Source organism: Ensifer sp. ENS06, from assembly GCF_014852205.1.
In the GTDB taxonomy this organism is placed as follows: domain Bacteria; phylum Pseudomonadota; class Alphaproteobacteria; order Rhizobiales; family Rhizobiaceae; genus Ensifer; species Ensifer adhaerens.
Window position 1 is genome coordinate 101996 of sequence record NZ_JACVBC010000003.1, and the last position, 13957, is coordinate 115952.

The 13957-nt window shown below is 63.9% G+C and carries 11 protein-coding genes; 9 read left to right on the forward strand and 2 right to left on the reverse strand.

Going from position 1 to position 13957, the window contains the following annotated elements; genetic code table 11:
* The first annotated feature begins 201 nt into the window (after positions 1 to 201).
* The 8 genes from IB279_RS14065 to IB279_RS14100 all read left to right on the forward strand — a co-directional run bounded on the left by IB279_RS14065 (position 202) and on the right by IB279_RS14100 (position 10817).
* Entirely contained in the window at positions 202 to 804 is a 603-nt protein-coding gene (locus tag IB279_RS14065) for an ANTAR domain-containing response regulator (RefSeq protein ID WP_034789780.1), read from the forward strand.
* The gene (locus tag IB279_RS14070) at positions 801 to 2015 is read left to right on the forward strand and encodes a CmpA/NrtA family ABC transporter substrate-binding protein (RefSeq protein ID WP_034789783.1); all 1215 of its coding nucleotides are present in this window, start codon (positions 801 to 803) and stop codon (positions 2013 to 2015) included. The genes IB279_RS14065 and IB279_RS14070 overlap by 4 nt, the downstream gene beginning before the upstream one ends.
* A gap of 325 nt (positions 2016 to 2340) precedes the next feature.
* Complete coding sequence (locus tag IB279_RS14075) at positions 2341 to 3597, forward strand: nitrate/nitrite transporter (RefSeq protein ID WP_034789792.1); 1257 nt, start codon at positions 2341 to 2343, stop codon at positions 3595 to 3597.
* A 17-nt stretch (positions 3598 to 3614) separates the two neighbouring features.
* Positions 3615 to 6065, forward strand: coding sequence for a nitrite reductase large subunit NirB (gene nirB / locus IB279_RS14080; RefSeq protein WP_060643607.1), 2451 nt, complete (start codon positions 3615 to 3617; stop codon positions 6063 to 6065).
* 4 nt (positions 6066 to 6069) lie between these two features.
* Complete coding sequence (nirD, locus tag IB279_RS14085) at positions 6070 to 6405, forward strand: nitrite reductase small subunit NirD (protein WP_375292946.1); 336 nt, start codon at positions 6070 to 6072, stop codon at positions 6403 to 6405.
* Between the two features lie 2 nt (positions 6406 to 6407).
* Entirely contained in the window at positions 6408 to 9065 is a 2658-nt protein-coding gene (locus IB279_RS14090) for a nitrate reductase (protein ID WP_034789796.1), read from the forward strand.
* Positions 9037 to 10509: a siroheme synthase CysG gene (cysG, locus tag IB279_RS14095; RefSeq protein ID WP_192339306.1), complete on the forward strand. Its 1473-nt coding sequence runs from the start codon at positions 9037 to 9039 to the stop codon at positions 10507 to 10509. Before IB279_RS14090 ends, cysG begins: the two co-directional genes overlap by 29 nt.
* Positions 10510 to 10514: 5 nt before the next feature.
* Complete coding sequence (locus tag IB279_RS14100) at positions 10515 to 10817, forward strand: hypothetical protein (protein WP_246801945.1); 303 nt, start codon at positions 10515 to 10517, stop codon at positions 10815 to 10817.
* A 206-nt stretch (positions 10818 to 11023) separates the two neighbouring features.
* Here the strand turns inward: IB279_RS14100 and IB279_RS14105 are convergent, their stop codons facing one another.
* A complete protein-coding gene (locus IB279_RS14105; protein WP_034789801.1) occupies positions 11024 to 11203 on the reverse strand; it encodes a hypothetical protein in 180 nt (59 codons plus the stop codon).
* 375 nt (positions 11204 to 11578) lie between these two features.
* Between IB279_RS14105 and IB279_RS14110 the strand changes: the two genes are divergently transcribed.
* Positions 11579 to 13648, forward strand: coding sequence for an ATP-dependent helicase (locus tag IB279_RS14110; RefSeq protein WP_034789803.1), 2070 nt, complete (start codon positions 11579 to 11581; stop codon positions 13646 to 13648).
* A 98-nt stretch (positions 13649 to 13746) separates the two neighbouring features.
* Here the strand turns inward: IB279_RS14110 and IB279_RS14115 are convergent, their stop codons facing one another.
* The gene (locus tag IB279_RS14115; protein WP_089042981.1) at positions 13747 to 13914 is read right to left on the reverse strand and encodes a hypothetical protein; all 168 of its coding nucleotides are present in this window, start codon (positions 13912 to 13914) and stop codon (positions 13747 to 13749) included.
* Positions 13915 to 13957: the final 43 nt, after the last annotated feature.

Consider the following 13957-nt stretch of genomic DNA (forward strand, 5'->3'; position numbering starts at 1 on the left):
ACGGACCGTGGAAGAGCTTGATCTCCTCATTGCCGCGGCGCGGCGCTCGCGCCGCGGCATGTCGATCTACGCCGAGTATCTGGCAGTCCCGCCTGTGCGTGAACGCCATCCGAAAGATCGCCCTTGATTTCGGACCCGCCATGCTGCATTGCAAAAAGAGCCGACACGGCAGGTCAAGCTTGGTCAGAATGCGGTCGTGGCATGCAGCACAGCAGACTAAACGTCCTGGTCATCGACGAGAATCGCATCCGCGCCGCCATCATCGAGGACGGGCTGCGCGACGCGGGCTATGACCATGTCACCGTCATCGACAATATGCACGGCCTGGCGCGGCGTATCGCGGACCTCAATCCCGACGTCATCGTGATTGATCTCGAAAACCCAAACCGCGACATGCTGGAAAGCATCTTCCAGCTTTCGCGCGCGGTGAAGCGCCCGATCGCGATGTTCGTCGACAAGTCCGACGAGGCCTCCATCGAGGCGGCTGTCGAGGCCGGGGTCTCGGCCTATATCGTCGACGGTCTGAAGCAGGAACGGGTGCGCCCCATCCTGAAGATGGCGATCAGCCGCTTCAACGCCTTCTCCCGCCTCAACCGCGAGCTGGAAGAAACCCGCGGCGAGTTGGAAAACCGCAAGGTGATCGACCGCGCCAAGGGCCTCTTGATGCGCTCGCGCGGGCTATCCGAGGAAGAGGCCTATGCGCTGCTGCGCCGCACGGCGATGAACCAGAACCGCAAGATCGTCGACATCGCCCAAAGCCTCGTCACGGCGGCAAGCCTGCTCGATCCGGGAGGAAAGGAATGACGACGCGCCACGCCATCACCGCCGGTTTCGTGCCGCTCCTCGACAGCGCCTTGCTCGTTGTCGCCCGCGAGATGGGCTTTGCCGAAGAACAGGGGATCGACCTGACCCTGCTGCGTGAGCGCTCCTGGGCGAGCATCCGCGACCGACTTGCGGTTCGCCATGTCGATGTGGCGCATATTCTCGGGCCCATGCCGATCGCCGGCAATCTCGGCCTCAATGTGCCTGCCCCTGAAATGATCGTGCCGATGTCGCTGGGTCTCGGCGGCAATGCGGTGACGGTGTCTCCGGCGCTCTGGCAAAGGATGGCGGAAAACGGCGCGACCACGGATCTCGATGCGCGCGCGAACGGTGCAGCCCTGCGCAAGGCGATCGATGCGCAGGCGGGCGCGCCGCTGCGTTTTGCCGTCGTGCATCCCTATTCCGGGCACAATTACGAACTGCGCTACTGGCTGGCGGCGAGCGGCATCGATCCGGACCGTGATATCGAGATCGTCGTGCTGCCGCCACCCGACATGGGCGATGCGCTCGCCGAAGGCGTGATCGACGGCTATTGCGCCGGCGAGCCCTGGAACACCTTCGGCGTGCTTCGCCGCGGCGCACATCTCGCCACCGTCAAGGCGGCGATCTGGCGGTCGAGCCCCGAGAAGGTGCTTGGCGTCAACGCAAAGTGGGGGGAGGCCAACCCGGAGGCGATGGCCGCCCTGCTCGTGGCGCTTCATCAGGCGTCAATTTGGTGCGCCCGCCCGGATAACCACGAGGCACTCGCGACCCTTCTGGCAAAGCCTGCCTATGTGGGGCGCGACGCCGAACTGCTTCTTCCCGCCCTCAAAGGCACGCTGCCGGTCGGCGGCGGTGAGGTCCGGGTGGTCAGAGATTTCTTCGTTCCGAATGCCAAGGCGGCGACCTTCCCCTGGAAGAGCCATGCCCTCTGGTTCTACACCCAGATGGTGCGCTGGCGGCAGATCGAGCATGCGGCAGAGCGCCAGCGCATCGCCGCGGAAACCTACCGGCCGGACATCTACCGCGCCGCATTGAAGCACCTTGGTATCGCCATGCCGTCGGCAAGCGCCAAGGTGGAAGGCGCCTTGACCGTCGAAACCCCAGTCGGCTCATCGGGCGCGCTGACGCTCGGGCCGGATGGTTTCTTCGATGGCGGACGCTTCGATCCCGACGACCTCGATGCCTACATCGCTGCCCAGTCTGCAGGCTGAATGCGCGACGCCTAATTTATGCGCATTGCACAAAAAATGGCTTCGCACTGCACCAAGGAATGTCACCCACCGGGATGACGCCAGGCCGACGATTTCACTTTTTCTTTTAGATCAATAGCTTGCCAAAACTGGCACGCTGATTGCTTTTATATTCTCAGGCCCTCGGGCCAAGAGATCGGTGTCCAACGACGGGCGCCCTACCAGCAAAGCCGCTGATCAGGACTGCGCACACGGAGCGAACCGTGTCGGGCATACCTGGCCAGCGGCTTTTTGTTTTTCACCCCCAAGATGGAGCGGCACGACCTTGTCGGGCCTCGGAGAAGCCATGTCTGAGAACAAGCAGCCATTATCCGCCAGCGAACCCGCCACGGCTTTGTGGATGTCCACTTTTGCCTTCACGATCTGTTTCGCCGTCTGGACGATCTTCGCCATCATCGGCATCCGCATCAAGCAGGACCTCGCGCTCACCGAAGCGCAGTTCGGCCTGCTGGTTGGCACGCCCATCCTCACCGGTTCACTGGTGCGCATCCTGCTCGGCGTCTGGACCGGGCGCTACGGCGGGCGCCTCGTCTATACGCTGACGATGCTGGCCGCAGCCCTTGCGACTTTTCTGCTCACCTACGCCACCACCTATCCGCAGATGCTGCTCGCCGGCCTCGGCATCGGTCTTGCCGGCGGCTCTTTCGCGGTCGGCGTCGCCTATGTCTCGCCCTTCTTTCCGCCGGAAAAGCAGGGCACGGCGCTTGGCATCTTCGGCGCCGGCAATGTCGGCGCGGCGGTGACGAAATTCCTGGCGCCCTTCGTCCTCATTGCCTGGGGCTGGCAGACGGTTGCCGAGATCTGGGCGGCCGCACTCGTCGTCACGGCACTCGTCTTCTGGTTCACGACAAGCGACGATCCGGCCTTCCGCAGCCGCCGCGAGCGCCAGCTGCCAAAGCGCAGCCTGCTCCAGGAGTTCGCACCGCTGAAGAACGCCCAGGTCTGGCGTTTCTCGCTCTACTATTTCTTCGCCTTCGGCGGTTTCGTCGCCCTCTCGCTCTGGCTGCCGCGTTATCTCGTCGGCGTCTACGGCTTCGATATCGCCGTGGCGGGCATGGTCGCAGCCGCCTACTCCATCCCCGGCAGCGTCTTCCGTGCCTTCGGCGGCGTGCTTTCCGACCGCAAGGGCGCGCGTAGCGTCATGTACTGGATGCTCGGCATCTCGGCGGTGGCAACACTGATCCTGTCGCTGCCGGCCGCCGGCGAGGGCCACGGCTTCGGCATTACGCCTGCCGTCTTCATCGTCACGGTCTTCGTGCTCGGCTTCGTCATGAGCCTTGGCAAGGCCGCCGTCTACAAGCACATCCCGGCCTATTACCCGGAAAACGTCGGGGCGGTCGGCGGCATCGTCGGCATGGTCGGCGGGCTCGGGGGCTTCGTGCTGCCGATCGCCTTCGGCCTGCTCAAGGACGCGACCGGCCTGTGGTCGAGCTGCTTCCTGCTTCTCTTTGCCGTCGTCGTCGCATCGCTCCTGTGGATGCATCTTTCGATCCGCCAGATGGAACGCCGCGCGCTCACCCTGCCGACGGCTGCTGCCGCGTAAACAGACAAGGACAGACCATGACCGAGAAACTCGTCATCATCGGCAATGGCATGGCGCCGGGGCGCATGCTGGAGCACCTGCTGGAAAAGGCGCCCGGGCACTACGACGTGACCATTTTCAACGCCGAACCACGCGTCAACTACGACCGCATCATGCTGTCGCCGGTGCTGTCGGGCGAAAAGGATTACGAAGAGATCATCATCCACGGCGACGGCTGGTACATCAAACACGGCATCACGCTTTACAAGGGTCATCGCATCGTCGCGATCGACCGCGATGCCCAAACCGTGACCTCCGACCATGGCGTGACCGAAAGCTATGACAAGCTGGTGATCGCGACCGGTTCGGTGCCCTTCATCCTGCCGGTGCCCGGCAAGGACCTGCCCGGTGTCATCACCTATCGCGATCTCGATGACGTGCAGGCCATGCTGCTCGCCGCCCAGTCGCGCGAAAAAGCCGTCGTCATCGGCGGCGGCCTGCTCGGCCTTGAAGCGGCCGCCGGCCTTGCCGGTCGCGGCATGGACGTCACCGTTCTTCACGTGATGCCGACGCTGATGGACCGCCAGCTCGACCCGGCCGCCGGCTATCTCCTTGAGAAGGAGCTGGAAGGCCGCGGCATCAAGATCATCTGCAAGGCCAACACCAAGGCGATCGTCGGCAACGGCAGGGTCGAAGGCATCGAGCTCGACGACGGCCGCATCATTCCGGCGACGCTCGTCGTCATGGCCGTCGGCATTCGGCCGAGTGTCGGCCTTGCGAAGGAGGCCGGCCTTGCGATCAACCGCGGCATCGTCGTCGACCAGGGCATGCAGACCTCGGATGGCCGCATCTGGGCGCTCGGCGAATGTGCGGAAGTGGGCGGCATGGTCTATGGCCTCGTCGCGCCGCTTTACGAGATGGCCCGTGTCGCCGCCTCGCATCTGGCTGGCGACCGCTCCGCCGCCTTTGTCCATTCCGACACGCCGACCAAGCTCAAGGTCACCGGCATCGAACTTTTCTCGCTCGGCGACTTTGCCGATGGCGACGACCGCGAGGAGATCGTCCTGCGCGACGCCACGGCCGGCGTCTACAAGCGGCTGGTGCTGAAGGGCAACCGCATCATCGGCACCGTGCTCTATGGCGAAACATCCGACGGCGCCTGGTTCAACGATCTGAAGAAGAAGGAGACCGACGTCTCCGAGATGCGCCAGACCCTGATTTTCGGCCAAGCCTTCCAGGGAGGCGCTCCGCTGGACCCTATGGCGGCCGTTGCAGCCTTGCCGGATGATGCGGAAATCTGCGGCTGCAACGGCGTTTGCAAGGGTAAGATCGTTTCCACGATTGCCGACAAGGGCCTGACGTCGCTCGACGAGGTGCGCGCCCATACCAAGGCATCGGCCTCCTGCGGCTCCTGTACCGGCCTTGTCGAACAGCTGATGACGCTGACGCTCGGCGAGAGCTACAGACCGGCCGCCGTCCAGCCGATGTGCGGCTGCACCGATCTCGGCCACGACGACGTACGTCGGCTGATCAAGGCCAAGGGCCTGAAGACCATTCCCGCGGTCATGCAGGAGCTGGAATGGAAGACCTCCTGCGGCTGCGCCAAGTGCCGCCCGGCGCTCAACTACTACCTCGTCTGCGATTTCCCGGACGAATATGCCGACGACTACCAATCGCGCTTCATCAACGAGCGCGTTCACGCCAACATCCAGAAGGACGGCACCTATTCCGTCGTGCCGCGCATGTGGGGTGGGGTCACCAATTCCGGCGAGCTGCGGGCCATCGCCGACGTGGTCGACAAGTTCGAAATTCCGCTGGTGAAGGTGACCGGCGGCCAGCGCATCGACCTGCTCGGGATCGAAAAGGAAGATCTACCGGCCGTCTGGGCCGATCTCGGCAAGGCCGGTTTCATCTCGGGCCAGGCCTATGCCAAGGGTCTGCGCACGGTGAAGACCTGCGTCGGCTCGGACTGGTGCCGCTTCGGCACGCAGGATTCCACCGGGCTTGGCATCCGGATCGAAAAGTTCATGTGGGGTTCCTGGACGCCCGCCAAGCTGAAGATGGCGGTTTCCGGCTGTCCGCGCAATTGCGCGGAGGCCACCTGCAAGGACATCGGCGTCATCTGCGTCGACTCGGGCTTCGAGATCCATTTCGCCGGTGCTGCCGGGCTCGACATCAAGGGCACCGAGGTACTTGGCCTGGTGAAAAGCGAGGACGAGGCGCTGGAACACATCGTGGCGCTGACGCAGATGTACCGCGAGCAGGCCCGCTATCTCGAGCGCATCTACAAGTGGGCGAAACGAGTCGGGCTGGACGAGATCCGCCGCCAGATCATGGAGGATACGGACAAGCGCAAGGCCTACTACGACCGCTTCGTCTTCAGCCAGAAATTCGCCCAGGTCGACCCCTGGTCGGAGCGCGTCTCCGGCAAGGACAAACACGAGTTCCGGCCGATGGCGACGGTCGGCTTCCCCCAAGCTGCGGAGTGAGATGATGAACATGACCTGGCACCCGATCGGCGACATCTCGGACATTCCGCTGCGAGGCGCGCGCTGCGTGAAGACGCCTCAGGGCAAGATCGCCGTCTTCCGCACAGCCGAAAACGAGGTCTTCGCCATCGAGGACCATTGCCCGCACAAGGGCGGGCCGCTGTCACAAGGCATCGTCCACGCGAAGGCGGTCACCTGCCCCTTGCACAATTGGGCGATCTCGCTCGAAACCGGCAAGGCGCTCGGGGCCGACGTAGGCGCGGTGCGCACCATTCCGGTGCGTATTGACGGCGGCGCGCTGTTCATTGCGCTCGAAAGCCTGCTGATTGCGGCGGAATGACCATGGAAAAGGAGGTCAAGACCACCTGTCCCTATTGCGGCGTCGGCTGCGGGGTCATCGCGACGGTCGATGACAACGGCGCCGTCGCCGTGCGCGGCGATGCCGACCATCCCGCCAATTTCGGCAGGCTGTGCTCCAAGGGGTCCGCACTCGCCGAGACCCTCGACCTCGACGGTCGGCTGCTGCATCCGGAGATCGACGGATGCCAGGCTGGCTGGGACGAAGCGCTCGACCTCGTCGCCGCACGCTTTGCGGAAACGATTGCCGAACACGGCCCGGATTCGGTCGCCTTCTACGTCTCCGGCCAGCTGCTCACCGAAGACTACTACGTCGCCAACAAGCTGATGAAGGGTTTTGTCGGTTCCGCCAACATCGATACCAATTCACGTCTCTGCATGTCCTCGTCAGTTGCCGGTCATCGCCGTGCCTTCGGTTCGGATACGGTACCCGGGACCTATGAGGATCTGGAGCTGGCCGATCTGGTCGTACTCACCGGATCGAACCTTGCCTGGTGCCACCCCGTCCTCTACCAGCGCCTTGCCGCCGCCAAGGCGAAACGGCCGGGCCTCAAAATCGTTCTCATCGATCCGCGCCGCACCATGACGGCCGATATTGCAGACCTGCATCTCGCGATCCGGCCCGACGCCGATGTGGCGCTCTTCGTCGGGCTGTTCTCACATCTGGTTTCCAGCAATGCCGTCGACCAGAACTATGTCGCGGCGCATACGGCCGGCTTCGGTGATACCTTGCTCGCAGCAGGCGGTGTTTCGTTCGACGACGTGCTCGAGCGGACCGGCCTTCCGGCGATGCAGTTGCGCGAATTCTACCGGCTGTTTTCGACAACCGAGAAGGTCGTGACCTGCTACAGCCAAGGCGTCAACCAGTCGTCTTCGGGCACCGACAAGGTCAACGCGATCCTCAACTGTCACCTTGCGACCGGCCGCATCGGCCGGCCGGGCATGGGGCCGTTCTCGCTGACGGGGCAGCCGAATGCGATGGGCGGCCGCGAGGTCGGCGGGCTTGCGAACATGCTCGCAGCACACATGGCGATCGAAGATGCCGGTGATCGCGATCGCGTCCAGCGCTTCTGGCGTTCGCCAAAGATTGCCGAAAAGCCGGGGCTCAAGGCCGTCGATCTCTTCCGGGCGGTGGCAGACGGTCGCGTCAAGGCGCTCTGGATCATGGCAACGAACCCCGTCGTCTCGATGCCGGATGCCGACGCCGTCGAGGCCGCGATCAGGGCCTGTCCCTTCGTCGTGGTTTCCGACATCCTGAAAGAAACTGATACCGCCCGCCACGCGCATGTGCTGCTGCCGTCGCTCGGTTGGGGGGAAAAGAGCGGCACGGTCACCAATTCCGAACGCCGCATCTCGCGCCAGCGGGCGTTCCTCGCCGCACCGGGAGAAGCCCGGGCGGACTGGTGGCAACTGGCCGAGGTCGGTCGCCGCCTGGGCCATACCGATGCTTTCGCCTACGAAGCGCCCGCCGCGATCTTCCGCGAACATGCCGCGCTCTCGGCCTTCGAAAATGCCGGCAGCCGCGATTTCGACATTGGCGCCTATGCCGATCTTGCGCTTGAGGACTACGACGGGCTGACGCCCTTCCAGTGGCCCCAACGGCAAGGCCAGAAGCGCGCCGAAAGCCGTTTCTTTGCGGCGGGCAACTTCTATCACGCTGACGGCAGAGGCCGGTTCGTGGCCGTTCGCCCGGCAGAGACCGACCGCACCAATGCCGATTACCCGTTCACGCTCAACACCGGCCGCATCCGCGACCAGTGGCACACGATGACCCGCACAGGCAAAAGCGCGCGCCTCTCGGCCCATATCGCCGAACCGTTTGCGGAACTGCACCCGCGTGATGCGATGGAGATCGGCGTCGGCAACGCCGACCTTATCGAGATTGAAAGCCCTGAGGGCAAGGCGTTCGTGCGTGCGCTCATCACCGAGCGCCAGGCGCGCGGCAGCATCTTCGCGCCGATGCACTGGAACGACCAGTTTGCGGCGAAGGCACGCATCGATGTCCTCGTGCCGCCGATCACCGATCGTCTTTCCGGCCAGCCGGCATCGAAGAACATTGCAGTCGCCGCGCGAAAGTTCAAGGCGACGCACTACGCCTTCGCTGTCTCGCTGGCAAAGCCGGTCGATCCAGATGCTGCCTATTGGGCGCTGGCGAAGGCGGCTGGCGGCTGGCGATTGGAACTGGCTTTTGCCGAGCCGGTGGACGACTGGGCCGGCTGGTGCCGCCGCGTTCTTGCGATCCCGCAAGGCGTAGAGCCGCTCGGCTATGCGGATGCACAGACCGGCGACATCAGGCTCGCCTTCTTCGATGGTCCGCAGCTTCTCGCGGCCTTCTTCCTAGCGCGCGAACCGGTCGCCGTCGCGCGCAACTGGGCGATCGCACAACTCGGCGCTGACCACGCCAATCTGCGCAAGCGCTTCGCGCTCGTCGCGGGCCGTCCGGGGGCGGACAAGCCGGATCCCGGCGCCACCGTCTGCTCCTGCTTCGGTGTTGGCGTCAACCAGATCGTCGCGGCCGTACGCGGCGGTTGCCACAGCGTCGAGGCCGTCGGCGTGGCGCTCAATGCCGGAACCAATTGCGGCTCATGCCGCGCCGAAATCAGGGGGATCATCGATGGATGTCTTGCAGCAGCCGCAGAGTGACGGACCCGCCCGCATGGAGGCGCTCGCCAAGCTGCCCGTCTTCTGGGCGCTGGAGGGCCGGCGCGTCGTGGTGGCCGGTGCAACGGACGGAGCGATGTGGAAGGTCGAGCTTCTGGCCGCCTGCGGCGCCCGCGTCGACCTTTACGCTGAAGGGAACGACGAGGCGCTCGCGGCATTTGCCGGCCGTACCCCGCAACACCCCACCGCCAGCGTCACGCTAAACCGCCGGCACTGGGCGCCCGCCGATCTTGACGGTGCCGCGCTCGCCGTCGGCGATTGCGAGGACCAGGCGGAGGCGCGGGCATTCTTCGCCGCCGCCCGCGCGGCGGGCGTTCCGGTCAACGTCATCGACCAGCCGGACTTCTGCGAGTTCCAGTTCGGCTCGATCGTCAACCGCTCGCCCGTCATCGTTGCAATCTCGACCGATGGCGCCGCCCCGATCCTCGCCCAGACGATCCGCCGCAAGATCGAGACGCTGCTGCCGAAAAGCCTGAAGGCCTGGGCAGCGCTGGCCCAGTCTCTTCGTGGAGCGGTGAACCGCCGGATCGAACCCGGTCCCCGGCGCCGCCTCTTCTGGGAACGTTTTGCCGATCGCGTCTTTTCGACCATGGATACGCCGGAGGAGGGCGTAGGCGGGGTGCTTTTTGCTGATGCCGAAAGGCTCGCGGGAGCCCCCGCCATCGGTCACGTGACTTTGGTCGGCGCGGGACCGGGCGATGCCGAACTCCTGACGCTGAAGGCCGTGCGCGCGCTGCAAGCGGCCGATGTCATCCTTTTCGACGACCTCGTTTCTTCAGACGTGCTCGAACTCGCCCGGCGGGAGGCAAAGCGCATGCTCGTCGGAAAGCGCGGCGGCCGCGAAAGCTGCCGGCAGGAAGACATCAACGCCATGATGGTCAAGCTCGCCAAGGCTGGGAAACGCGTGGTGCGGCTGAAATCCGGCGACCCCATGGTTTTCGGCCGGGCCGGCGAGGAAATCGCCCATCTCGACCGCGAGAACATTCCCGTCGACGTTATCCCCGGCATCACTGCCGCAAGCGCCATGGCCTCCCGTCTCGGTCTGTCGCTGACCCATCGCGACTATGCCCAGTCGCTTCGGCTGGTGACCGGTCATTCCCGCCACGGCGGCCTGCCCGATGATGTCGACTGGGCAGGCATTGCCGATCCGCGCAGCACGGCGGTCTTTTACATGGGTGGCCGAACGGCGGGGCTGATTGCCGAAAAGCTTATCGGCGAAGGCCGTTCACCTGAAACACCGGCCGTGATCATGAGCGATGTCAGCCGTCCGACGGAACGCAGCTGGCGAGGCACGCTCGCCACAATCCCGGAGGGCATAGGGGAGATCGGCTACGACAGCCCGGTCCTCATCGCTGTCGGCGGCGTGTTTTCGGCCCGAGACAAGCGGGCCGGATCGATCGAGCGCACGCTCGCCGGAGCATGCTGATGGGCATGTCCCTGGTGTTCCTCGTTCTCGCCATCGGCCTCAGCTGGCCGCGTTTCAGGCTCATCTTCCTGGCTCAATCGAACGCTGCGCTGGCCGCAGCGCCCCTCACCATGGTTGCGAGTGCCGTGAACCTCTGCGCCATCGGCCTCGCTGTTGCAGAACACGGTCTGCTTTTCGGCGGATTGCTCATCGCCGGCGGTATGTTCTTCGCGAAAATAATGCAAGCCGTGCCTTCAACGCCGGGCATCTTGGCTTCAGCCGTGTGCCTTGCCGCCTACATAGAAATGACGATGACGGTCGTGGCGTGACGAGCTCAATGCTGCCCCTGAACAGACACCAGCGTCTGCTGACGCGCCAAGGGATATTCGAAGGCGTCGCCTCGTATCGACGTCCCGAATATCCCAAGGTCGCCACCGTAGGCTGGTTCTAAGCGCGCAGGCAGATCACGGCCATCCCCCAATTGAGGAATGAATGCCTGTACCGAACAAGTAAAGCCGCTGCCCCGCGGCCGAAGTCAGTCGACTGCCGTTTCCGATCCATCGCCGCTTTCGTCGAGTACGACCGTCTCGCCGAGCGGGGTCGCTGCAATTGACCTGATCTCTTGGGCGAGCGACGCCAGCTTGCGCGCAATCTCCTGCAATTCGGCGGTCGAGCCGGTGGCCTCGCAGGTATTTTCAACGCTCCGTTCGTCCATGTGCTCTTCCTCTTTCGAGTGGACGCAGGAGCGGAGCATATTTCTAATCTACTATATAAGGCCACAAGCCGTCGCGCGTTCTTCGTGCGGCGCACAGCCATAGGTATAGGCCGATCGATAAGCCGGCGATCACCCGCGACAGATCTCGATCCAGGGCCGATTGGCCTTACCTGCAGCAATCAAGCCCATCGGCGATCTCGCAGGTCATCAAAACCTTGGAAGAGTGACATTCCGACGTTGCAGGAGGGAAAACTCGGCGACGTCAGGGTTTTCATCTGGATGCTAAATTGCTAGTTCTTTCTTTGTTCCTGCCCGTCTCTTGGATGCAAATCGATGCGGGCAGTGACTGAGTGCGACGAAAACGAACGGGAACGCATGAGCGCCGCCTATCTCGAAAAACTCAATGACCGCCAGCGTGAGGCGGTCGAGCACGGTATCGGCTTGCCGGAAGGACAGGTCGGCGGCCCGCTTCTCATCATCGCCGGTGCCGGCTCCGGCAAGACGAATACGCTCGCCCACCGCGTCGCGCATCTCATCGTCAACGGTGCCGATCCGCGCCGCATTCTGCTGATGACCTTTTCTCGACGCGCAGCAGCCGAGATGACCCGCCGGGTCGCGCGCATCTGCCGCCAGGTCCTTGGCGACAACGCTGCAGTCATGACGGACGCGCTCTCCTGGGCCGGCACCTTCCATGGCATCGGCGCCCGGATCCTGCGCATCTACGCCGAACAAATCGGTCTCGGCCCGGATTTTACGATCCACGACCGGGAGGACAGTGCCGACCTGATGAACCTCGTGCGCCACGAGCTCGGCTTCTCGAAGACGGAAAGCCGCTTCCCGACAAAGGGAACGTGCCTTTCGATCTATTCGCGCGTCGTGAACTCCGAAAGCTCGATTGGCGACGTATTGAAGTCGGCCTATCCCTGGGTCACCGGCTGGGACGAACAGCTCAAGGCGCTGTTTGCGGCTTACGTCGATGCCAAACAGGCGCAGAACGTGCTCGATTATGACGATCTCCTGCTCTACTGGGCGCAGATGGTTTCCGATCCGGAGCTTGCCGAAGATATCGGCGGACGCTTCGATCATGTTCTTGTCGACGAGTATCAGGACACCAACAGGCTGCAGGCGTCGATCCTGATGTCGCTCAGACCCGGCGGCCACGGATTGACTGTCGTTGGCGACGACGCCCAGTCGATCTATTCTTTCAGGGCTGCGACGGTTCGCAATATTCTCGATTTCCCGAACGCCTTTTCGCCCGAGCCTGCCGACGTCATCACCCTCGACCGGAACTACCGCTCGACGCAGCCGATCCTCGCCGCTGCGAACGGCGTGATCGGCCTGGCGCGGGAGCGATTTACCAAGAACCTCTGGACGGACAGGCAATCGGAGCAGCGCCCGTTGCTCGTCGCCGTCAAGGACGAAGCGGATCAGGCCGCCTACATCGTGGAGCAGGTTCTCGCTGGCCGCGAGATCGGTATCGCCTTGAAGCAGCAGGCGGTGCTTTTTCGCTCGTCCAATCACAGCGGAACGCTCGAAGTCGAACTCACCCGCCGCAACATTCCGTTCGTGAAATTCGGTGGCCTGAAGTTTCTCGACAGCGCCCATGTGAAGGACCTGCTCGCAGTCCTGCGCTTCGCGCAGAACCCGCGTGATCGCGTCGCAGGTTTCCGGTTGCTGCAGATGCTGCCCGGTATTGGCCCACAGACCGCTGGAAAGATCCTCGATGCGATCGCCGCCGATCCGGAACCGCTCGCGGCTCTTGCTGAGATCCCGCCTCCCGCCAAGACCGGCGAGAACTGGACCGGCTTCGTCGACCTGGTGTCCGGTCTGCGACGGGCCGAGCCTGGATGGCCGCAGGAGATTGGCGCTGCGCGCGCCTGGTATGAGCCCCATCTTGACCGGATCCATGAAGACGCCGACACGCGCAAGGCCGACCTGCTGCAGCTCGAGCAGATTGCCGGCGGCTACCAGAACCGCGAACGTTTCCTGACCGAGCTGACCCTTGACCCGCCCGATGCCACGAGCGACCAGGCGGGCGTGCCGCTGCTCGACGAGGACTATCTGATCCTGTCGACCATCCATTCGGCGAAGGGCCAGGAATGGCGCTCGGTCTTCATGCTCAACGTCGTCGACGGCTGCATTCCGTCCGATCTCGGCGTGGGTACAACTGCCGAACTCGAAGAGGAGCGGCGGCTGCTCTATGTCGGCATGACACGGGCACGCGATCATCTCTCCCTGGTGACGCCGCAGCGCTTCTTCACCCACGGCCAGAACGCCCAGGGCGACCGGCATGTCTACGCCTCGCGAACCCGCTTCATCCCGGCGACATTGCTTCAGTTTTTCGAGACGACGAGCTGGCCGAAGATCTCGGCAAGCGCCAGCGAGCGAAGCGCCAAGCAGATCCGCATCGACGTCGGCGCCCGCATGCGCTCCATGTGGAAGTGAGCGAAGGCGGTGGCGAGCTCGCGAATTGTGGGCTCGTGTCTGCAGACAGACCAAGCGAGGAGCGCGTGCCGCTCGCCAACCGCCGGTCTGTAGCGTTGTTAGCCTGGCAAGCTCGGCGGCGCGATAAACTGATAGTACGACCACACCGCAACCAAGGCGGCTATCAGTGCCAGCCAAATCAACGCCTTCCGCGGCACAGGGCTGGCCGGCTTCGCCTCCTTTTTCGGCTTTGGTCGTTCAAATTTGATGATGTTGTTGTCGTCCATTCGCTCCCATCCCGAGTAAACTCATACATGTCCCGGCGCGTTC

Excerpts from the sequence above, each read along its gene's own strand:
- IB279_RS14065 (WP_034789780.1), top strand. The coding sequence starts at position 202 with ATGCAGCACAGCAGACTAAACGTCCTGGTCATCGACGAGAATCGCATC.
- IB279_RS14070 (WP_034789783.1), top strand. The coding sequence starts at position 801 with ATGACGACGCGCCACGCCATCACCGCCGGTTTCGTGCCGCTCCTCGAC.
- IB279_RS14075 (WP_034789792.1), top strand. The coding sequence starts at position 2,341 with ATGTCTGAGAACAAGCAGCCATTATCCGCCAGCGAACCCGCCACGGCT.
- nirB (WP_060643607.1), top strand. The coding sequence starts at position 3,615 with ATGACCGAGAAACTCGTCATCATCGGCAATGGCATGGCGCCGGGGCGC.
- nirD (WP_375292946.1), top strand. The coding sequence starts at position 6,070 with ATGAACATGACCTGGCACCCGATCGGCGACATCTCGGACATTCCGCTG.
- IB279_RS14090 (WP_034789796.1), top strand. The coding sequence starts at position 6,408 with ATGGAAAAGGAGGTCAAGACCACCTGTCCCTATTGCGGCGTCGGCTGC.
- cysG (WP_192339306.1), top strand. The coding sequence starts at position 9,037 with ATGGATGTCTTGCAGCAGCCGCAGAGTGACGGACCCGCCCGCATGGAG.
- IB279_RS14100 (WP_246801945.1), top strand. The coding sequence starts at position 10,515 with ATGTCCCTGGTGTTCCTCGTTCTCGCCATCGGCCTCAGCTGGCCGCGT.
- IB279_RS14105 (WP_034789801.1), bottom strand. The coding sequence starts at position 11,203 with ATGGACGAACGGAGCGTTGAAAATACCTGCGAGGCCACCGGCTCGACC.
- IB279_RS14110 (WP_034789803.1), top strand. The coding sequence starts at position 11,579 with ATGAGCGCCGCCTATCTCGAAAAACTCAATGACCGCCAGCGTGAGGCG.
- IB279_RS14115 (WP_089042981.1), bottom strand. The coding sequence starts at position 13,914 with ATGGACGACAACAACATCATCAAATTTGAACGACCAAAGCCGAAAAAG.